16 protein-coding genes are annotated in these 17,380 nt (G+C 74.0%); 10 read left to right on the plus strand and 6 right to left on the minus strand.

Annotated elements, in window-relative coordinates; genetic code table 11:
- Positions 1 to 154: 154 nt before the first annotated feature.
- A complete protein-coding gene (locus ACFVGO_RS03785) occupies positions 155 to 904 on the minus strand; it encodes a site-specific DNA-methyltransferase (protein ID WP_359904015.1) in 750 nt (249 codons plus the stop codon).
- Between the two features lie 1,128 nt (positions 905 to 2,032).
- Between ACFVGO_RS03785 and ACFVGO_RS03790 the strand changes: the two genes are divergently transcribed.
- Positions 2,033 to 2,806: a methyltransferase domain-containing protein gene (locus ACFVGO_RS03790; protein ID WP_380544848.1), complete on the plus strand. Its 774-nt coding sequence runs from the start codon at positions 2,033 to 2,035 to the stop codon at positions 2,804 to 2,806.
- Between the two features lie 237 nt (positions 2,807 to 3,043).
- On the opposite strand, the gene ACFVGO_RS03795 is transcribed toward ACFVGO_RS03790, so the two are convergent.
- The 4 genes from ACFVGO_RS03795 to ACFVGO_RS03810 form a co-directional block, all read right to left on the minus strand.
- Complete coding sequence (locus ACFVGO_RS03795; RefSeq protein WP_359904010.1) at positions 3,044 to 4,261, minus strand: glycosyltransferase; 1,218 nt, start codon at positions 4,259 to 4,261, stop codon at positions 3,044 to 3,046.
- Positions 4,258 to 5,079, minus strand: coding sequence for a MerR family transcriptional regulator (locus ACFVGO_RS03800; RefSeq protein ID WP_380544843.1), 822 nt, complete (start codon positions 5,077 to 5,079; stop codon positions 4,258 to 4,260). Before ACFVGO_RS03800 ends, ACFVGO_RS03795 begins: the two co-directional genes overlap by 4 nt.
- A 114-nt stretch (positions 5,080 to 5,193) precedes the next feature.
- Positions 5,194 to 6,312 (minus strand): DUF6745 domain-containing protein, encoded by a 1,119-nt coding sequence (locus ACFVGO_RS03805; protein ID WP_380630777.1) that lies wholly within the window; start codon positions 6,310 to 6,312, stop codon positions 5,194 to 5,196.
- A gap of 139 nt (positions 6,313 to 6,451) precedes the next feature.
- Entirely contained in the window at positions 6,452 to 6,778 is a 327-nt protein-coding gene (locus ACFVGO_RS03810; protein WP_359904002.1) for a hypothetical protein, read from the minus strand.
- A 201-nt stretch (positions 6,779 to 6,979) separates the two neighbouring features.
- Between ACFVGO_RS03810 and ACFVGO_RS03815 the strand changes: the two genes are divergently transcribed.
- From ACFVGO_RS03815 to ACFVGO_RS03845, 7 genes are all read left to right on the plus strand, one after another.
- On the plus strand, positions 6,980 to 7,957 hold the full coding sequence (locus ACFVGO_RS03815; protein ID WP_380630778.1) for an STM4015 family protein: 978 nt from the start codon (positions 6,980 to 6,982) through the stop codon (positions 7,955 to 7,957).
- 84 nt (positions 7,958 to 8,041) lie between these two features.
- Complete coding sequence (locus ACFVGO_RS03820) at positions 8,042 to 8,977, plus strand: STM4015 family protein (RefSeq protein ID WP_359903996.1); 936 nt, start codon at positions 8,042 to 8,044, stop codon at positions 8,975 to 8,977.
- 15 nt (positions 8,978 to 8,992) lie between these two features.
- Positions 8,993 to 10,117 (plus strand): STM4014 family protein, encoded by a 1,125-nt coding sequence (locus ACFVGO_RS03825; RefSeq protein ID WP_380630779.1) that lies wholly within the window; start codon positions 8,993 to 8,995, stop codon positions 10,115 to 10,117.
- 131 nt (positions 10,118 to 10,248) lie between these two features.
- The gene (locus ACFVGO_RS03830) at positions 10,249 to 11,091 is read left to right on the plus strand and encodes an STM4013/SEN3800 family hydrolase (RefSeq protein WP_380630795.1); all 843 of its coding nucleotides are present in this window, start codon (positions 10,249 to 10,251) and stop codon (positions 11,089 to 11,091) included.
- Positions 11,088 to 12,422: an STM4012 family radical SAM protein gene (locus ACFVGO_RS03835; protein WP_380630780.1), complete on the plus strand. Its 1,335-nt coding sequence runs from the start codon at positions 11,088 to 11,090 to the stop codon at positions 12,420 to 12,422. Before ACFVGO_RS03830 ends, ACFVGO_RS03835 begins: the two co-directional genes overlap by 4 nt.
- A gap of 11 nt (positions 12,423 to 12,433) precedes the next feature.
- Positions 12,434 to 13,333, plus strand: a complete 900-nt coding sequence (locus tag ACFVGO_RS03840) for an STM4011 family radical SAM protein (protein WP_380630781.1) — start codon at positions 12,434 to 12,436, stop codon at positions 13,331 to 13,333.
- A 192-nt stretch (positions 13,334 to 13,525) separates the two neighbouring features.
- A complete protein-coding gene (locus ACFVGO_RS03845) occupies positions 13,526 to 13,906 on the plus strand; it encodes a VOC family protein (RefSeq protein ID WP_359903984.1) in 381 nt (126 codons plus the stop codon).
- A gap of 75 nt (positions 13,907 to 13,981) precedes the next feature.
- Here ACFVGO_RS03845 and ACFVGO_RS03850 read toward each other — a convergent pair whose 3' ends face one another.
- On the minus strand, positions 13,982 to 14,692 hold the full coding sequence (locus tag ACFVGO_RS03850; RefSeq protein WP_380630782.1) for a rhomboid-like protein: 711 nt from the start codon (positions 14,690 to 14,692) through the stop codon (positions 13,982 to 13,984).
- Positions 14,693 to 14,997: 305 nt separating this feature from the next.
- Between ACFVGO_RS03850 and ACFVGO_RS03855 the strand changes: the two genes are divergently transcribed.
- Both ACFVGO_RS03855 and argG read left to right on the plus strand, forming a co-directional pair.
- Positions 14,998 to 15,657: a rhomboid-like protein gene (locus ACFVGO_RS03855; RefSeq protein ID WP_359903978.1), complete on the plus strand. Its 660-nt coding sequence runs from the start codon at positions 14,998 to 15,000 to the stop codon at positions 15,655 to 15,657.
- Between the two features lie 211 nt (positions 15,658 to 15,868).
- The gene (gene argG, locus ACFVGO_RS03860) at positions 15,869 to 17,281 is read left to right on the plus strand and encodes an argininosuccinate synthase (protein WP_359903975.1); all 1,413 of its coding nucleotides are present in this window, start codon (positions 15,869 to 15,871) and stop codon (positions 17,279 to 17,281) included.
- Positions 17,282 to 17,380 lie beyond the last annotated feature (99 nt).

A 17,380-nucleotide genomic window follows, 5' to 3' on the forward strand; every position in this document is an offset into this window, starting at 1 on the left:
GAGAAGAAACATCTTCGTGGGGGGACGGGGAGAAGGCGGTTCTGTGGGTCCGGGGGGTGGTCGGGGAGTCCGGAGGGACGGAGAAGGGCGGCTGGAGTTTGGTGCTCCAGCCGCCCTTTCGCGTCTGCGGGCCGTCGACCGGGACGGCCTCATGTCACGCCTCCGGTCCGGCGAGGGCGAAGTCGTCCTGGGTCAGCTCTGCTTGCAGGCGCTGTTCGGCGATCTCGGCGTAGTGCGGGGAGAGTTCGACGCCGACGAAGCGCCGGCCTTCGCGCAGGGCGGCGACGCCGGTGGAGCCGCTGCCGGTGAAGGGGTCGAGGACGGTGCCGCCTTCGGGGCAGATCTGGACAAGCTGCTGCATGATCTCCAGCGGCTTCTGGGTGATGTGGACGCGGTCCTTGCGGGGCTGGCTGGCGATGAAGTGGCCGGGCAGGTAGAGGTTGCGGCGGTTGTCGAGGGTGCCCTTGACGCCCCAGGTGATGAACTCGGCGGACTGCTTGAAGCCGCCCTTGCGAGGCCGGCTGGCGGGCTTGATCCACGGGATGGTGCCCTGCCAGGTCCAGCCGGCCATCTGGAGGGCGTCGCTGGTGGTGGGTTCCTGCCTCCAGTCGGAGAAGACCATGGCGACCGCGTGCTCGGCGCTGGCCCGGTAGGCCTCGGTGAGGAGTTCGGTGAGCCAGGAGCGGTAGGAGCGCTGGTCGCGGTTCTCGCCGGGGAAGGTCTTGAGGTCGTGGGCGGAACCGCTGGTGACGTACTTGGCGCGGGCGTCGCGGCTGGTGCGCTCGGAGCTGGTCCGGCCGCCGCTGTTGTACGGCGGGTCTGTGATGACCGCGTTGACGGATTCGTCGGGGAGGGTCTTCAGCACGGTGAGGGCGTCGCCTCGGTGGAGGGTGAAGTCGTTCACAGGGGCCTTCCTCGGGCAGGGGTGAGCCGACTCCGGGCGCACACCGTGGCGGCCGCCGGGAGTGCCGGTGGAGGGGACGGTAGTCGCGATCGGCGGCCGCGCCTAACGGCTGGCGCAAGGACATCGGGGCTTGTCGGGGCTCGTTTGGTGCGGCCGGAGTTCGCGTCTACTGTCTCGCCATGCCAACCGGGCAGCAGGCCAAGTCGGCCCGGCCCGAGGCGCATTGGCCCGCGCTGTCTCATCCAGGCGAGACCGCGCGACGGAGTGCGCGAACCTTCCCTACACCCCGAAGAGGGCCTCGTGTTCCAGCTGAGATCACGAGCGCGGCCGGCTGCCGCGCGTGACCCGAGACCGGCGTCCGGGAGCTACCGACTCCCCTGACCCGGGCCCGCCCTGAACGAGGGCGGTTTCACCACCGGCGCGGTGCCGGCGACTTCTTCGCACGAGGGGCCGGCACCGCGCTGTCCTACGAATCCCGCAAGGAGCCGCTGCGATGCAGCATGCCCTGGCACACCTGTGCCCTCATCCGCCTCCGCCGTCGTCCCAGTCCCGGTTCGGTGATTGGCGGGCGTCGTGAAGAAGGCGTTCGGCGTGCTCGTCGGGTTCGTCGCCTGCGGGCCGCTGACGCTGGCCCTGCCAGTGGTGATCGCCGGCGCGGGCAACGCTTCGGCGACGTCCGCCTCGTGTCCGCCCGGTGGCGGTCCGCAGGGTGTGGACAGCTCGGCCGTCGCAGCGCAGGTCGAGGCGATCCTGAAGGGCTCCAGTCCGCTCAGCGCTCCGAGCGTGGCGGGGCTGAGCAAGCCCGACGAGCAGATCCCCAATGCGAAGACCATCCAGGCCACCGGTGTCGCGATGCGCTCGCGCTGGCCGGGCCGGGCCGGGCCGGGCCGGTCGCCGCCGTCGCGGCGGAGCGGCAGAACCGGCAGGACCAGCGGAACCGGCGGCGGTCCGTCCGACCGGGCGTCACCGTCCGGTGTCCGTAACCTGCCCGCCCCTCGGTGGCCCCGGAAAACCGGTACTCCGTGCCAGTGTGCCCGGGCGAGGATAGCGCCGTGGCGGACGTACCGGTCGCCGCGCCCGCGCCGCGCCCACCTCCCGCCTCCCGCCTCCCTTGGAGACCCTGACGCCATGACCGACTCCGCCCTCGGCCGCTTCTACGACGCGTTCGCCGACGACTACCACCTCCTCTACGCCGACTGGAACGCCTCCGTCGCCCGCCAGGGCGCCGCGCTGGACGCCCTGATCCGCCGACACCTCGGTGACCGCCCGGCCGAGGTGCTGGACTGCGCCTGCGGCATCGGAACCCAGGCGATCGGCCTGGCCGCGCTCGGCCACCGCGTCACCGGCAGTGACCTCAGCCCGGTCTCCGCCGCCCGCGCCACCGCCGAGGCCGCCGAGCGCGGTATCCGGCTTCCCACCGCCGCCGCCGACATGCGGGAACTCCCCTTCCCGGACAGGCGGTTCGACGTCGTCGTCTGCGCCGACAACGCGCTGCCCCACCTGCTCACGGCCGAGGACGTCCGCGCCGCGCTCGGTGAGATGCGACGGGTCCTGCGTCCCGGCGGACTGGTGCTGGTCACCACCCGCCCGTACGACGAGCTGCGCCGCACCCGGCCCGCCTCCACCTCGCCGCAGACCGCCGACTACGAGGGCCGACGGTCGGTCCTCTTCCAGCTCTGGCAGTGGCGGGAGGACGGCGAGCGGTACGACCTGGAGCTCTTCCGTCTCCTTCCGGACGACGCCGGCGAGTGGCAGGTCGCGGTTCGCCGCTCCACCTACTGGGCGCTCACCCAGGACCAGCTGAGCGCCTTCGCCGCCGAGGCGGGCCTGTCCGGCATCCGCTGGGAGCAGCCCGTCGACACCGGCTTCTTCCAGCCCGTCCTGATCGCCCGGGCACCCTGACCTCCCGAAAGGCTCCGGTACGGTCCCCGGCGGCCGCAGCACGAGCGGCATCCCGACCATCCGCGCCACTCGGGCCTCGAACCCCCTCTCACCGCAGTGGCCGCGGGTCCGAGCGCCGGTCCGGGGCGCCGGGGACCACTGCGCTCCCGTGGCGCCGCAACTGCGCACCGCCGTGGTGCTCGACCGACTGGAGCGGGCCCTGGCCCGAGCCCCCGCGACGGCCCGTCCGCTCCTCCCCTACCGGCCCAATGCCGCCACCGCCTCCGCGACCCGGGCCGCGCCGTCCTCCTCCGCCATCGCGCGGGCCACCTCCTGCGCCCCTTCCCTCAGCCGCTGCTCCTCGACGGCCTGCCGGACGGCCTCCGCCAGCCGGTCGGCGGTCAGGTCGGCGAACCGCACCGGCGTGGTGGCGGCACCGAGCCGGGCGAGCCGACCGGCCCAGAACGGTTGGTCCGCCGTCACCGGGACGGGGACGCTCGGCACGCCCGCACGCAGGGCCGCGGCCGCCGTGCCCGCGCCCGCATGGTGCACGACCGCCGCCATGTGCGGGAACAGCCGGGCGTGCGGGAGCTCGCCGACGGTCAGCACGCCGTCGCCCTCCCCGGCGATCCCGGCCCAGCCGGCCTGCACCACGCCCCGGACGCCCGCCCGCCGCAGGGCCTCCACCGCGAGGGTGCTCAGCCGCTCGCCCTGCCCGGCCGCCATGCTGCCGAAGCCGATGAACACCGGTGGCGGTCCCTCCCGCAGGAAGTCCTCGACCTCGGCCGGGAGGCGGTGGTCGTCCGGTACGTACGGCCACCAGTTGCCGACCACCCGCAGTCCCTCCCGCCAGTCGGCCGGGCGCGGTACGACGGTCGGGCTGAAGCCGTGCAACACCGGCCAGCGCGCCCGTTCCACGGCCCGCCGGCGCGCGGTCTGGGAGAGCGCCGGGAGTCCGAGCCGCGACCGCATCCGGCGGGCGGCCTCGGCGTGCAGACGATCGACGACCCGCTGGCCGAGCGCCCCCGCCGCCCGGTTGCCCCAGCTCCCCAACGAGCGGCCGCCCCCGACGACCGGAGGGAACTCCCGTGTCGGCAGCGTGGGTTGCAGGTAGACCCCCAGGCTGGGAACGTCCATCGCCTCCGCGAGGTGCCAGCCCAGCGGCGCGGTGGTGGTGCTCAGCAGGAGCAGATCGGCGCCGGGTGCGGTGGCGTCCGCGAGGACGTCGCCCAGCTGCCCGATGAACGCCGCGGCCCGCGCGAGCAGTTCGGAGCGCCCGCGCGCGGGCCCGGCACCCGCGCCGCGTGGATCGACCGGGAGCGGCCGGAAGTCGAGGCCGCTGCCGGCCACCAGCTCGCGGAAGGCCTCGGGCGCCGCGAGCGCGACCTCGTGCCCCGCACCGCGCAGGTACGCCCCGAGCCCCGTGTAGGGGGCGACGTCGCCGTACGATCCGGCGGCCATGACGAGGATCCTCATCGGACCGCCCCGTCGACGTCGTTGCCGTCGTTGCTGTCGAGGTCGTTCGCGTCGCGCCGCTCGGCGTTGGCGCCGATGGCCGCACGGAGGTAGCCGGCCAGGCCCGGGCGCTGCTCGGCCGGCGGGACGACCAGGGCGAAGGCCCGGGCGTCCGCCTCGTAGTCGTCGGCGATCCGGCAGTGCATCTCCGGCGGGCAGGGTGTGAACCACCGGGTGATGTGCTGCCGGTGCCGCTCCGCGAGGTCCAGCACCGTCCGGTGGTCGACCGGCAGCCCCGCGTCGAAGGCCTCCAGCAGCCGGCCGCGCCACTCGGCGGCCTCCGCCATCAGCTGCTGCCAGTCCTCCTTGGAGTGGGTGGCGGCGCGGGCCAGGGCCTCCTGGTGGCTGTCCCGCTCGCCCCACTTGAGGTGGGCGTCGGCCGCGTAGCTGAGGTCGAAGACCACGTCCCCGAAGACCTCGAAGCGCTCCTGCGGCGTCAGCTCGACCCCGGTGCGCTGGACCTCGATGGCCCGCTCGGCGACGTCGACCAGCTTCTGCAGGCGTCCGATCTGCTCGGTGAGGGCCTGCCGCCTCGCCAGCAGGTGGTCGAGCGCGTTGGCCTGCGGGTCCGCCAGGATGTCGGCGATCTCGTCGAGCGGGAAGCCGAGCTCCCGGTAGAAGAGGATCTGCTGGAGCCTGGCGAGGTCCGCGCCGCTGTAGAGCCGGTAGCCGGCCGGGCTGCGCTCACTGGGCGCGAGCAGCCCGGACCGGTCGTAGTAGTGCAAGGTCCGGATCGTGACCCCGGCGAAGCCGGAGACCTGGCCCACCGACCAGCTCATGCGTCCCTCCGATCATCCGTTCGTTCACTGCGCCCCACCGTGCGGCCTGACGTGGGGTGAGGGTCAACACGCGCAGCTCAGGGGCCCGCTCCGGATGGCTGGAGGCATCCTGGGTCAGGTCTCGCGCTGCGGGTGGTAGGCGCTCTCGGGTATGCCGAAGGTCCAGGCGACCCCGGCTCGCGCGGTGCGGGTGCTCGGGGGGACGCGCAGCCAGTAGGTGCGGTGGGTGCCGTCCGGTTCGGGGGTGGAGTTGACCACCTCGACCATCACCACCGGCTCGTCCTCGGGCAGGACGATCCGCCAGAGCACCCCGGTCTCGTCCCGGTGGACGGGCTCGGCGCCGGAGTCGGCCAGGTAGCGCTCGTAGCCGTAGTGCTCCAGCAGGACCCGGCGCAGCTCGGCGTTCTCCTCGGTGCGGATCCGCTCGACGGTCACCTCGGCCAGGCCGGCCAGGAACTCCGGCGGGACGGGCATGCCGCGCCAGGCGTGCAGGGCGAAGCCGTCGGCGTACTCCAGGGCAGGCCCGTCCGCCCGGTCGAGCCGTCCGGCCTCGTCGCGGTGCAGGACGGCCGGCCGCTCGCTGAGCAGGACCACCTCCCGGTACGGCCACCACCAGCTGGCCTCCCGGGCCAGTTCGGCGAGCGGTGCGACGGCGTCGGCGCTCGCCCCGGCGGCCTCGAAGGCGGCGAACCACGGCGCGTCGTGCTGACCCCGCACGGCGTCCAGCAGGGCGAGCCGGACGGTGGTGCGGCGGTCCCGTGCCTCCTCGGCCACGGCGGCGTCGGCCTCCCGGTCGGCCTCGGGGGCGAGCCGGTCGAGCACGGCGTTGCGCAGTCGGTCGGCGAGCGGGGTGGTGACCGGTCCGAGCTCGCCACCGGTGAGCGCCCAGTGGCCCGCCCACCCGCTGGTGCCGACCTGCTCGACGGCCCGTCGACGGGCCTCCTCCCAGGGCCGGGTGCGCACGGCCTCGCGCACGCTCTGCGCGCCGGCGGCCCGCAGCTCCAGGGCCGCCTCGGTCGCGGCGAGCGGCGAGCCGAACCAGCGGACGGCCGCGGGCTCGGGCAGTCCGGCCGCCCGGTAGGCGGCCCGGACGGCACGCTCGGCCGCCGCCCTGTCCCCCGGCCCGGTGGCCGCCCCGGCCGCCCGCCAACGGGCCGTCGCCTCGGCCGGCCCGGGCAGCTCCCGCGCCTGCGCCCGGTCGCCGTGGGCCTCGTCGTGGATCACCGTTTCCATCCCTGCTCCGTTCCCGGCCGGGCTCCCCGCCCGGCCGTCCGTTCCCGTTCCCGTGCCGCGGCCCCGGCCGCGCCCTGCCCTCGTGCCCTGCCCTCGTGCCCTGCCCTCGTGCCGCCCCGTACGGCGGGCGGAGCGGCCGTCAGTCCGCGACCACCCGCACCGCGCCGGGCGCGTACTCGCGTTGGCGGACCACCCGGTACCAGCTCTTGGGCAGCGGTATCGCCGCGTGCTCCTCGTGCACCACCCGGCCGCCCTCGGGCAGGTGCAGCCAGCCCGCGCCGAACGGCCCGGTCTCGCGGCGCAGCTCGCCGGGGCCGACCACGGCGTGGGCGTGCCCGGTGACCTCGCCGAGCGCCAGCACCATCCGGCCCCGCGCGTCCCGGGGCTGCACGGCCAGCCCCGCCACCCGCGGCGGCACCGCGCTCTCCTCGACCGGCACGATCAGCACATCGCCCTGGCGGTACATCAGTCCTCCCTCGCCGTACGGCCGGACCCCGGCGGACGCCGGAACCCACGGCTCCGCCGCGTCTGCCGCGGTCACTCTCCGGAGCCAGGACCCGAACATAGAGCAAGGGTCTGACAACCCGCCCGGGCGGCGACCCGGCCGCCGGATTGTCAGTCCCGGCTGGTAGACAGTTGTTCGGCCCAGATCCCGGAGGAGCAGCGCATGACTGTCAACGACCACATCGAGCGGTTCCACGGTCTCCCCGTCTTCGACTTCGTGGAGGCCTTGGAGGAGGCCGAGGAGAAGGGCGGATCCGGCGCCGTCGAGCTGCCGGACGCGGCCTCGGCCGCCTGGAGGGTCAAGCTCGACTACGAGTCCGAGGCGACGTTCGCCGAGCGCTGGGAGCAGTTCCTCGGCGCCGTCGACACCGAGCGGGTCACCGCCCTGGTGATCGGCCAGTGGGCCCCGGACGAGCCGGACGGCTTCCAGGAGCCGATGGAGGCGATCGTCGCCGCCGCCGGCCGGCTGCCCGCCCTGCGCGCGCTGTTCGTCGGCGACATCACCTACGAGGAGTGCGAGATCTCCTGGATCCAGCAGTGCGACATCACGCCGCTGCTGACGGCCTTCCCGCGGCTGGCCGAGCTGGTGGTGCGCGGCGCCTCGCAGGACTGGGACGGCAAGGGCGGTCTGGCCCTGCGGCCGCTGCGGCACGAGGCGCTCAGGGCGCTGCGCTTCGAGGCCGGCGGCCTGCCGGGCTCGGTCGTGCGCTCGGTGGCCGGCTGCGACTTCCCGGCCCTGGAGCGGCTGGAGCTCTGGCTGGGCGTGGACAACTACGGCGGCGACGCGACGATGGCCGACGTCGCGCTGTTCCTGGACGGCACCCGCTTCCCCTCGCTGCGCCACCTCGGCCTCCAGAACAGCGAGTTCCAGGACGACATCGCGGCCGCCGTGGCGCACGCGCCCGTCGTCGCCGGGCTGGAGTCGCTCAACCTCTCGATGGGCGTACTGACCGATCAGGGCGCCACCGCCCTGCTGGAGGGCCAGCCCCTCACCCACCTGCGCTCCCTCGACCTGCACCACCACTACCTGACCGAGGAGATGCAGCAGCGCCTGCGCCAGGCCCTCACCGGGGTCGAGGTCGACCTCTCCGAGCCCGGCAAGCCCGACGACCGGTGGCGCTACGTGGCCGTGGCCGAGTAACCGTCACCTCCCGCACGCACCCGACCGCCCGTCCGCCCGCCCGCCCGCCCGACCACTCGACCACTCGACCCACCAGGATCCTCCATGACCGTCTCCCGCCACATCGAACGCTTCCACGAGCTGCCGGTCCACGAGTTCACGCCCGACGACGCCCGGCCGCGGCCCGCCGCGGGCGCCGTCGCCTGGCGGCTGTCCCTCGAGTACGGCTCCAAGCAGGACTTCGTCCAGCTCTGGCAGTCCTTCCTGGAGGAGGTCGACCCTGCCGGCGTCCGCGCCGTGGTGATCGGCGCCTGGTGGCAGGACGGCTACACGTCCGTACGCTCCGCCGTCGAGGCCGTCACGGCCGAGGCGCGGCGCCTGCCCGCCCTGGAGGCGCTGTTCCTCGGCGAGGTGACCTTCGACGAGTGCGAGATCTCCTGGTTGGAGATGGACGACGTCACCCCCTTGCTGAACGCCTTCCCCGGGCTGCGGTCGCTGGCCGTGCGCGGCGGCACGGACCTCGCCCTGGAGCCGGTGCGGCACGACCGGCTGACCAGCCTGCGCTTCGAGTCCGGCGGCCTTCCGGCGACCGTGGTGCGCGCGGTGGCCGGCTCCGAACTGCCCGCGCTGGAGCGCCTGACCCTCTGGCTCGGCGTGGACGAGTACGGCGGTGACGCGACGATGGACGACCTGGCACCGTTCCTGGACGGTTCCCGGCTGCCGAAGCTGCGCCACCTCGGGCTGGCCAACAGCGAACTCCAGGACGAGATCGCCGCCGCCCTCGCCCACGCCCCCGTGGTGGCCCGGCTGGAGTCGCTCGACATCTCCATGGGCGTGCTCTCCGACGAGGGCGCCACCACTCTGCTGGAGGGCCAGCCGCTCACCCACCTGCGCTCCCTCGACCTGCACCACCACTACCTGAGCGACGCGATGCAGGAACGTCTGCACGAGGCCCTGCCCGGGGTCGAGCTCGACCTGGACGACGCCGAGGCGGACGAGATGGACGACGAGGACGACCGCTACGTCTCGGTCTCCGAGTAGCCGGACACGGAGGCGATGACCGTGCGACTGACCGTCCTCGGCAACCCGGGGCACCGACGGGTGACGCTGTTCGCGGCCGCCGCCCGGGCCGCCGGACTGCCCGAGCCCGCCGTCCTGCCCTGGCTGGACGTGCTGCGCGGCCGGTACCGGCTGCCCGAGGGCGGCCTGCTGCGCATCGAGTCGCCCGGCGAGGAGCCCGAGGTCGACCTGCTGCTGCGCGGCCCGGCGCTCGGCCCCGGCTACGCGCCGACCAGGGTCGAGGGAACGGCCGTCTGGTACGCGGGGGTCATGGCCGCGCTGCGCGGGCTGGCCGCCCGGCCCGGCGTACGGCTGCTCGGCGATCCGGAGGAGATCGCCGTGATGTTCGACAAGCGCCGGGCGCACGCGCTGCTCACCGCGGCCGGGGTGCCGGTGCCCAGGGCGCTCGGCGGCGAGGTCACCGGCTGGGAGCACCTGCGCGAGCGCCTCGCCGCGGCCGGCCTGCACCGGGTCTTCGTCAAGCCGGCGCACGGCTCCTCCGCCTCCGGGGTGATGGCCCTGGAGTTCGGGCCGCGCGGACAAGTGCAGGCCACCACCTCGGTGGAGCTCACCGACGGCGGCCTGCACAACTCGCTGCGGGTGCGCCGCTACCGCGGCGAGCGGGAGGTCGCCGCGATCGTCGACGGCCTGGCACCGGACGGCCTGCACGTCGAGCAGTGGATCCCGAAGGCCTCGCAGTCGGGGCGCTCGGCGGACCTGCGGGTCGTGGTGGTCGCCGGCCGGGCCACCCACGCCGTGGTGCGCACCAGCACCCAGCCGATGACCAACCTGCACCTCGGCGGCGCCCGGGGCAGCATCGACCAGGTCCGGGAGGCCGCGGGGCCTGCCTGGCCGGCCCTGCTGGAGACGGCCGAGCGCGCGGCGGCCTGCTTCCCCGGCTCGCCGATGGTCGGCGTCGACGTGCTGCCCACGGCCGGCTGGCGGCGCGCCCTGGTCGGCGAGGTGAACGCCTTCGGCGACCTGCTCCCCCGCCTCACCGGCCTGCCCGGCGGCCCCGCCGAGGGCCTGGACACCTACGGCGCCCAGCTGGCCGCCCTCACCGCCCCCTCCCCGTCGTCGCCCGCGACGACGGACCACCAGATCACGGAACCCGCTCGATGAACCACCTGACCACCACCCCGGACCACGCCCCGACCCCGGCCCACATCCCGGCGCACGCCCCGGCTCCGGCCCACGCCCGGGCTCCGGACCACACTCCGGACCGCACCCCGACCCCCGCTCCCACCCCCGACATGAACGCCGTCGTCGGCAGCCACGACCTGCTGCTCGTCACCCTCGACACGCTCCGCTTCGACGTCGCCGAGGAACTGGCCGCCGCCGGCCGCATCCCGCACCTCGCCGCCGTCCTCCCCGGCGGCCGCTGGGAGCGCCGGCACGCGCCCGGCAGCTTCACCTACGCCTCCCACCAGGCGATCCTGGCCGGCTTCCTGCCGACCCCGGCCTCCCCGGACGGACCGCACCCGCGCCTGTTCGCGGCCCGCTTCGCCGGATCCGAGAGCACCGCCCCGCGCACCTGGGTCTTCGACGCCCCCGACCTGCCGACGGCCCTGGCCGCGGCGGGGTACCGCACGGTGTGCGTCGGCGGCGTGGGGTTCTTCAACAAGCAGGGCCCCCTGGGCTCGGTGCTCCCGGGCCTCTTCCAGGAGAGCCACTGGGCACCCGAGTCCGGCGTGGCCTCGCCGACGTCCTTCGAGGTGCAGGTCGCCCGGGCCGAGCGGGTCGCCGCCGAACAGCCCGCCGACCAGCCGCTGTTCCTCTTCCTGAACGTCTCGGCGCTGCACCAGCCGAACTGGTTCCACCTGCCCGGCGCCACCCGCGAGCACGGGGACTCGCGGGCCAGCCACGCCGCCGCCCTGGAGTACGTGGACGCGCACATCGGCCGGCTGTTCGCCGCGATGAGCGCCCGCCGCCCCTGCTTCGCGATCATCTGCTCCGACCACGGCACCGCCTACGGCGAGGACGGCTACACCGGGCACCGGATCGGCCACGAGGTGGTCTGGACGGTCCCGTACGCGCACTTCACCCTCCCCGCCCGACCGGCGGGCGCCGCCGCGACCTCCGAGGAGCCCGCATGACCACCGCGCCCCCGCGCCCGGACTCGCCGTACCAGTCGTACGTCTACGCGTACCCGCACAAGACGGCCTACCGCCCGCTGCCCGGACGTCCGCCGCTGCGCGAGCTGTGGGCCGGCGAGCCGCAGCACGCGCTCTCGCTCTACCTGCACATCCCGTTCTGCGAGGTCCGCTGCGGCTTCTGCAACCTGTTCACCCGGATCGGCAGCCCGGAGGGCCTGACCACGGCCTACCTGGACGCCTTGGAGCGCCAGGCCGCGGCGGTGCGCGCCGCGCTGGACGACGGGGCCCGGTTCGCGCTGGCCGCGTTCGGCGGCGGCACTCCCACCTATCTGACGGCCGGCGAGCTGGAACGGCTGTGCGACATCGCGGAGCGGCGGATGGGCGCCGACCTGCGGGCGGTGCCGCTCTCGGTGGAGGCCTCGCCCGCCACCGCGACCGCCGACCGGCTGGAGGTGCTGGCCGCCCGGGGCACCACCCGGCTGAGCCTGGGCGTGCAGTCCTTCGACGACGCCGAGGCGCGCTCCGCCGTCCGCCCGCAGAAGCGGGCCGAGGTGGAGGCCGCCCTCGGCCGGATCCGCGCGGCCGGGTTCCCGGTGCTCAACATCGACCTCATCTACGGCATCGACGGCCAGACCGAGGCGAGCTGGCTCCGCTCGCTGGACACCGCGCTCGCCTGGCTGCCCGAGGAGCTGTACCTCTACCCCCTGTACGTCCGCCCGCTGACCGGCCTGGCCCGGCGCGGGGAGCAGGAGAGCCGGTCCGCCTGGGACACCCGGCGGCTCGCGCTCTACCGGGCCGGCCGCGACCACCTGCTCGCCCACGGCTACCAGCAGGTGTCGATGCGGATGTTCCGCCGGGCCGCCTCCCCGCAGGCCGGGGCGGGCGAGTACGCCTGCCAGACCGACGGCATGGTCGGCCTGGGCTGCGGCGCCCGCTCCTACACCTCGCGGCTGCACTACTCCTTCGACTACGCGGTGAACGCCACCGAGGTGCGCGGCATCATCGACGACTACGTCGCCACCGAGGACTTCCACCGTGCCGAGGTGGGTCACTGGATGGGCGGTGCGGAGCCGCGCCGACGGCACCTGGTGCAGTCCCTGCTCCAGGCCGAGGGCATGCCGCTGGCGGACTACCGTGCCCGGTTCGGCGGGTCCCCGGCCGAGGACTTCCCGGCGGAGCTGGCCCGGTTCGCCGAGCGCGGCTGGCTCGCCGACGGCGACCCGGCGTTCCTGCGGCTCAGCCCGGAGGGCCTGGCGCACTCGGACGCCGTCGGGCCGATGCTGTTCTCGCCCGGGGTCCGGGCCCTGATGGCGGCGTACGAGGCGAAATGACCTTCCTCGGCATGCCCTCCGCCTCGCGGCCGCCGGAGGACGGCGCGCGGGACCTCACCCTGCTCTACCGCGGTCCGCTCTCCTCCTGCGACTACGACTGCCCGTACTGCCCGTTCGCCAAGCGGCGCGACAGCCCCGGACAACTGCGGGCCGACCGGGCCGCGTTGGAGCGCTTCACCGGCTGGGCCGCCGGGCGCGCGGGAACCGGCGACACCCTGTCGTTGCTGTTCACGCCCTGGGGCGAGGGGCTGGTGCGGTCCTGGTACCGCCGCGCGCTGGTCGAGCTGAGCCGCCTGCCGCACGTCCGCCGCGTCGCGATCCAGACCAACCTCAGCTGCCGCACGGGCTGGCTCGCCGAGGCCGACCTCGACGCACTCGCCCTCTGGGTCACCTTCCATCCCGGCCAGGTCACCCGTGACCGCTTCCTCGCCAAGTGCCGCGAGCTGGACGCACTCGGTGTGCGGTACAGCGTCGGTGTCGTCGGCCAGCCCGAGCACCTCGACGAGGCCGGCCGGCTGCGCGACGAGCTCTCCGAGGACGTCTACCTGTGGGTCAACGCCGCCGAGGGCCTCGACTACACCGACGCCGAGGCCGCCCGATGGGCCGCTCTCGACCCGCACTTCGGCTACAGCCGGCACGCCCATCCCAGCGCCGGGCTGCCGTGCCGCACCGGCGAGTCCGTGCTGTCGGTGGACGGCGACGGCACGGTGCGCCGCTGCCACTTCGTCCGGGACGTCCTCGGCAACCTGTACGACGGCAGCTACCGTGCCCGACTGCGGGCGCGGGCCTGTCCGTTGCCGGTCTGCGACTGTCACATCGGCTACGTCCACCTGGAGACCCTGCCGCTGTACGAGCTGTTCGGTGCGGGAGTGCTGGAACGCGTGCCGCACGGCTGGCCACGGGGCCGGTGACACCTCCGCGGCCGGCCGGCCACCCGGGGTGAAGGCCTCGCTTCGCCCGCGCCGCCGGGGTCACCTCGCTCCGGAGGCCGGCCCCGCATGACGTCCGGCAACCTCCCGCGCACGGTCCGAAGCCGTTCCGTGCCCACCGGGCGGTACGGCCCGCACATCCCTAGCCTGGTGACAGGGAGGAGGCGAAACACCATGCTTGGAGACGCTCCGCTGCAAGCAGTCATCCCCGCCGCCGATCTCACCCGCGCCAAGGCCTTCTACACCGACACCCTCGGTCTCAAGCTCGCCGAGGAGAGTGAGGAGGAGTTCGTCTGCGACACCGGCGGCACCCAGGTCACCGTCTACCACACCCCCAGCGGCGGTCAGGCCGCCCACACCCTGGCCAGCTTCAAGGTCGCCGACCTCGACACCGAGATGGCCGGCCTCCGCGACCGCGGGATCACCTTCGAGGAGTACGACTTCCCCGGTCTGAAGACCGTCAACGGCGTCGCCGAGGGCGAGGGCATGCGCGCGGCCTGGTTCAAGGACAGCGAAGGCAACATCCTCTGCGTGTCCCAGCGATTCGGCCGGTAGTAGTCCCGCCACCCGCCCGGTCGGCGGGCGGCCCCGCAAACCCGCCCGCCGACCCGTCCCATCGACGGCCGTCGGTCACCGTCGGCGCGCCCGCCGCCGGACCGTGCGGGCCGAGGCGACCGGGTCGAAGGAACCCGGGCGGTCGCGGGTCAGCGGGTAGCAGGCGAAGCCGATCAGGGCCGCGCTGAAGTGGCCGATGCTGGTGTAGTCCCGGCTCTGCAGCACGCCCAGTCCGTAGACCACCAACACCCCGGCCGCGTACAGGTACCGCCAGGGCCGGACGATCAGATAGGTGAGGACCGCGACCACTCCGGCCAGTGAATAGCTGACGCCGTAGTCCAGGGTGTAGACGGCGCTCGGCGAGGCCAGCCCGCGGTGGATCGCCCAGCCGAGCACGCCCTCGCTGAGGTACGTGGCGCCGACGTGCGCGAGCGCCGCCACCGAGATCCAGCGCAGCGTGCCGAGCCATCGTTCGGCGGGCACGTGGAAGAGGTTGTACAGCAGGAAGTAGGACAGCCAGCCGCCGCCCGCGATCCACAGGGCACTGGTCACCAGGACGCGGACCGGCGAGACCTGGAGGTGGTGGAGGTTGGTCGAACGCCGCTCCAGGATGCGGTCGGCGGTCGCCGGATCGACGTGCCGGATCACCTGCGTGGTGACGAGAAGGATCGCCAGCCAGATGTAGGTCCCCGGCGCGCGCCGGACGTAGGCCCACACCGCGTGGGCGGCACGCGCCCACCGGGGCCGCCGGTGTGCCTCGGGGCCCTTGACGGTGCTGCCGCCCATCGACGCCTCCTCGCGACACTCCTCACCATCCCCCTCACCCTCGCCCCCGCCCGGCCCCGCCGCCACCCGCCACCGGTCGCCGGGTCGCCGGGTCGCCGAGTCGCCGAGTCGCCGAGTCGCCCGCAACGACCTTCCACAACGACATGGCCGCACGGGAGAACCGCGCCTCCCGGCACCCCGCCTCCGGCCCCGGCGCCTTCCGGCCGTTCGCGTACGCTGACGCTCGGACCGTCCCGGCCGCGGCCTTCCCCCCGCGCACCGGGCGAGCCGGTTCCGGGAACCGCCGAACAAGGGCACCAGGCACGATGAGCGATCGCCTCGCCACGAGGACACCGACCGGCCCCGCGGCTTCCCGGCACCCCGCGCTGAGAGCCGCCGTCCGGCTGCGCCTCACCACGGCGTACGTCCTGCTGCTGACCGTGACGGCCTCCTGGCTGGCGAGCCAGGGCCATGCTGAGCGGGCCCGGTTCGTGCGGCACAACAGCAGCAACGTCCATCACATGGAAGTGGGCAAGTGGTGGACCCTGTTCACCAGTGGCCTCGTGGTCGACGGGGTCCCGTCCTGGGCGGGTATCGCGGCGGTCGCCGTCGTCCTGGGCCTGGCCGAGTGGCGCTGGGGTCCGGCCCGGGCCGGTGCGGTCTTCGTCTTCGGGCACCTGGGCGCCACCCTGCTCACCGAGGGCGCCATGTGGGTGATGCTGACGGCCCGCATCCCGGGCGCGCTCTCCCGCGCCCGGGACGTGGGCATCAGTTACGGCCTGGTCGCGACCGGTGCCTGCCTCCTCGCGCTCGGCCCGCGTCCGCTGCGTCGCTTCGGACTGTCGGCGCTCGCCGTGGCCCTGGCCGCCGCCTGGGCGCTGGATCAGCAGCTGGCCGACGCCGGCCACCTGGTCGCCCTCGGGCTGGGCACGCTCGCCTCCCGTACCGCCTGGCTGCGCACCCGGGCACCCGCCCCGACCCCCTGATCGGCGCCAACTACCCGTCGGGCCAAGCGAGTCGGCAGGATCACCGCCCGATACGCGGCGGCCGGGCAGCCCTCTGCGGCCACCCAGGCTTTCGTATGCTCTTGCATTACTCTGCAAATCTATGCCAGAGTTCGGGCATCGGATCGATTACGCCGAATCCCGTCACACATCGCTAGATCAGGGGCCCGCCATGCGGGTCAAGGGTGCATCCATGTCGAAGGTCTTGAGCAAGCTGCCGGTCGGTGAACGGATCGGCATCGCATTCTCCGGTGGGTTGGACACCTCCGTCGCCGTCGCGTGGATGCGCGAGCACGGTGCGTTCCCCTACGCCTACACGGCCGACATCGGCCAGTACGACGAGCCGAACCTCGCCGACGTCCCGGCCCGTGGCCGCGCGTACGGCGCCGAGCAGGCCCGGCTGGTCGACTGCCGGGCCGAGCTGGTCGAGGAGGGCCTGGCCGCCCTCGCCTGCGGCGCCTTCCACATCCGCTCCGCCGGGCAGACCTACTTCAACACCACCCCGCTCGGCCGCGCGGTGACCGGCACCCTGCTGGTGCGCGCCATGCAGGAGGACGGCGTCTCCATCTGGGGCGACGGCTCCACCTACAAGGGCAACGACATCGAGCGGTTCTACCGCTACGGCCTGCTGGCCAACCCCAACCTGCGGATCTACAAGCCGTGGCTGGACCAGGCCTTCGTCGACCAGCTCGGCGGCCGCAAGGAGATGTCCGAGTGGCTCGCCGAGCGCGACCTGCCGTACCGGGACTCCGCCGAGAAGGCCTACTCCACCGACGCCAACATCTGGGGCGCCACCCACGAGGCCAAGCGGCTGGAGTACCTGGACACCTCCCTGGAGATCGTCAGCCCGATCATGGGCGTGGCCTTCTGGGACCCCGAGGTCGAGATCCTGACCGAGGACGTCACCGTCGAGTTCGAGTTCGGCCGCCCGGTCCGGATCAACGGCCAGGAGTTCGCCGGCGCCGTCGACCTGGTCCGCGAGGCCAACACCATCGGCGGCCGGCACGGTCTGGGCATGTCGGACCAGATCGAGAACCGCATCATCGAGGCCAAGAGCCGGGGCATCTACGAGGCCCCCGGCATGGCGCTGCTGCACATCGCCTACGAGCGGCTGCTCAACGCCATCCACAACGAGGACACCATCGCCACGTACCACACCCAGGGCCGGCGGCTCGGCCGGCTGCTGTACGAGGGCCGCTGGTTCGACCCGCAGTCGCTGATGCTCCGGGACAGCATCCAGCGCTGGATCGGCCACCCGGTCACCGGCAGCGTCACCCTGCGGCTGCGGCGCGGCCAGGACTACTCGGTCCTCGACACCCAGGGCCCCCACTTCAGCTACCACCCGGAGAAGCTGTCGATGGAGCGCAGCGTCGACGCCGCGTTCGTCCCGGACGACCGCATCGGCCAGCTGACCATGCGCAACCTCGACATCGCCGACTCCCGCAGCAAGCTGGAGCAGTACGCGGTGCACGGCCAGCTGGCGCCGTGGAGCGGCCTGATCGGCGAGCTCGCCCCGGGCGGTGCGGCTCCCATCGCCGCCGGCAACGGTGACGAGAAGGACCCCACCGCGCTCGACCTCGCGGCGATCGAGTCCGGCACCGACTGACGCGGCCCGTGCCCGCGGAGGGCCGTCGCACCCCGGTGGTGCGGCGGCCCTCCGTCGCTCTCCGCCTCACCCTCCGCCCGCACCCGCCCGTCGGCGCCC

Source organism: Kitasatospora sp. NPDC057738, assembly GCF_042798815.1.
GTDB lineage: Bacteria > Actinomycetota > Actinomycetes > Streptomycetales > Streptomycetaceae > Kitasatospora > Kitasatospora lactacystinica.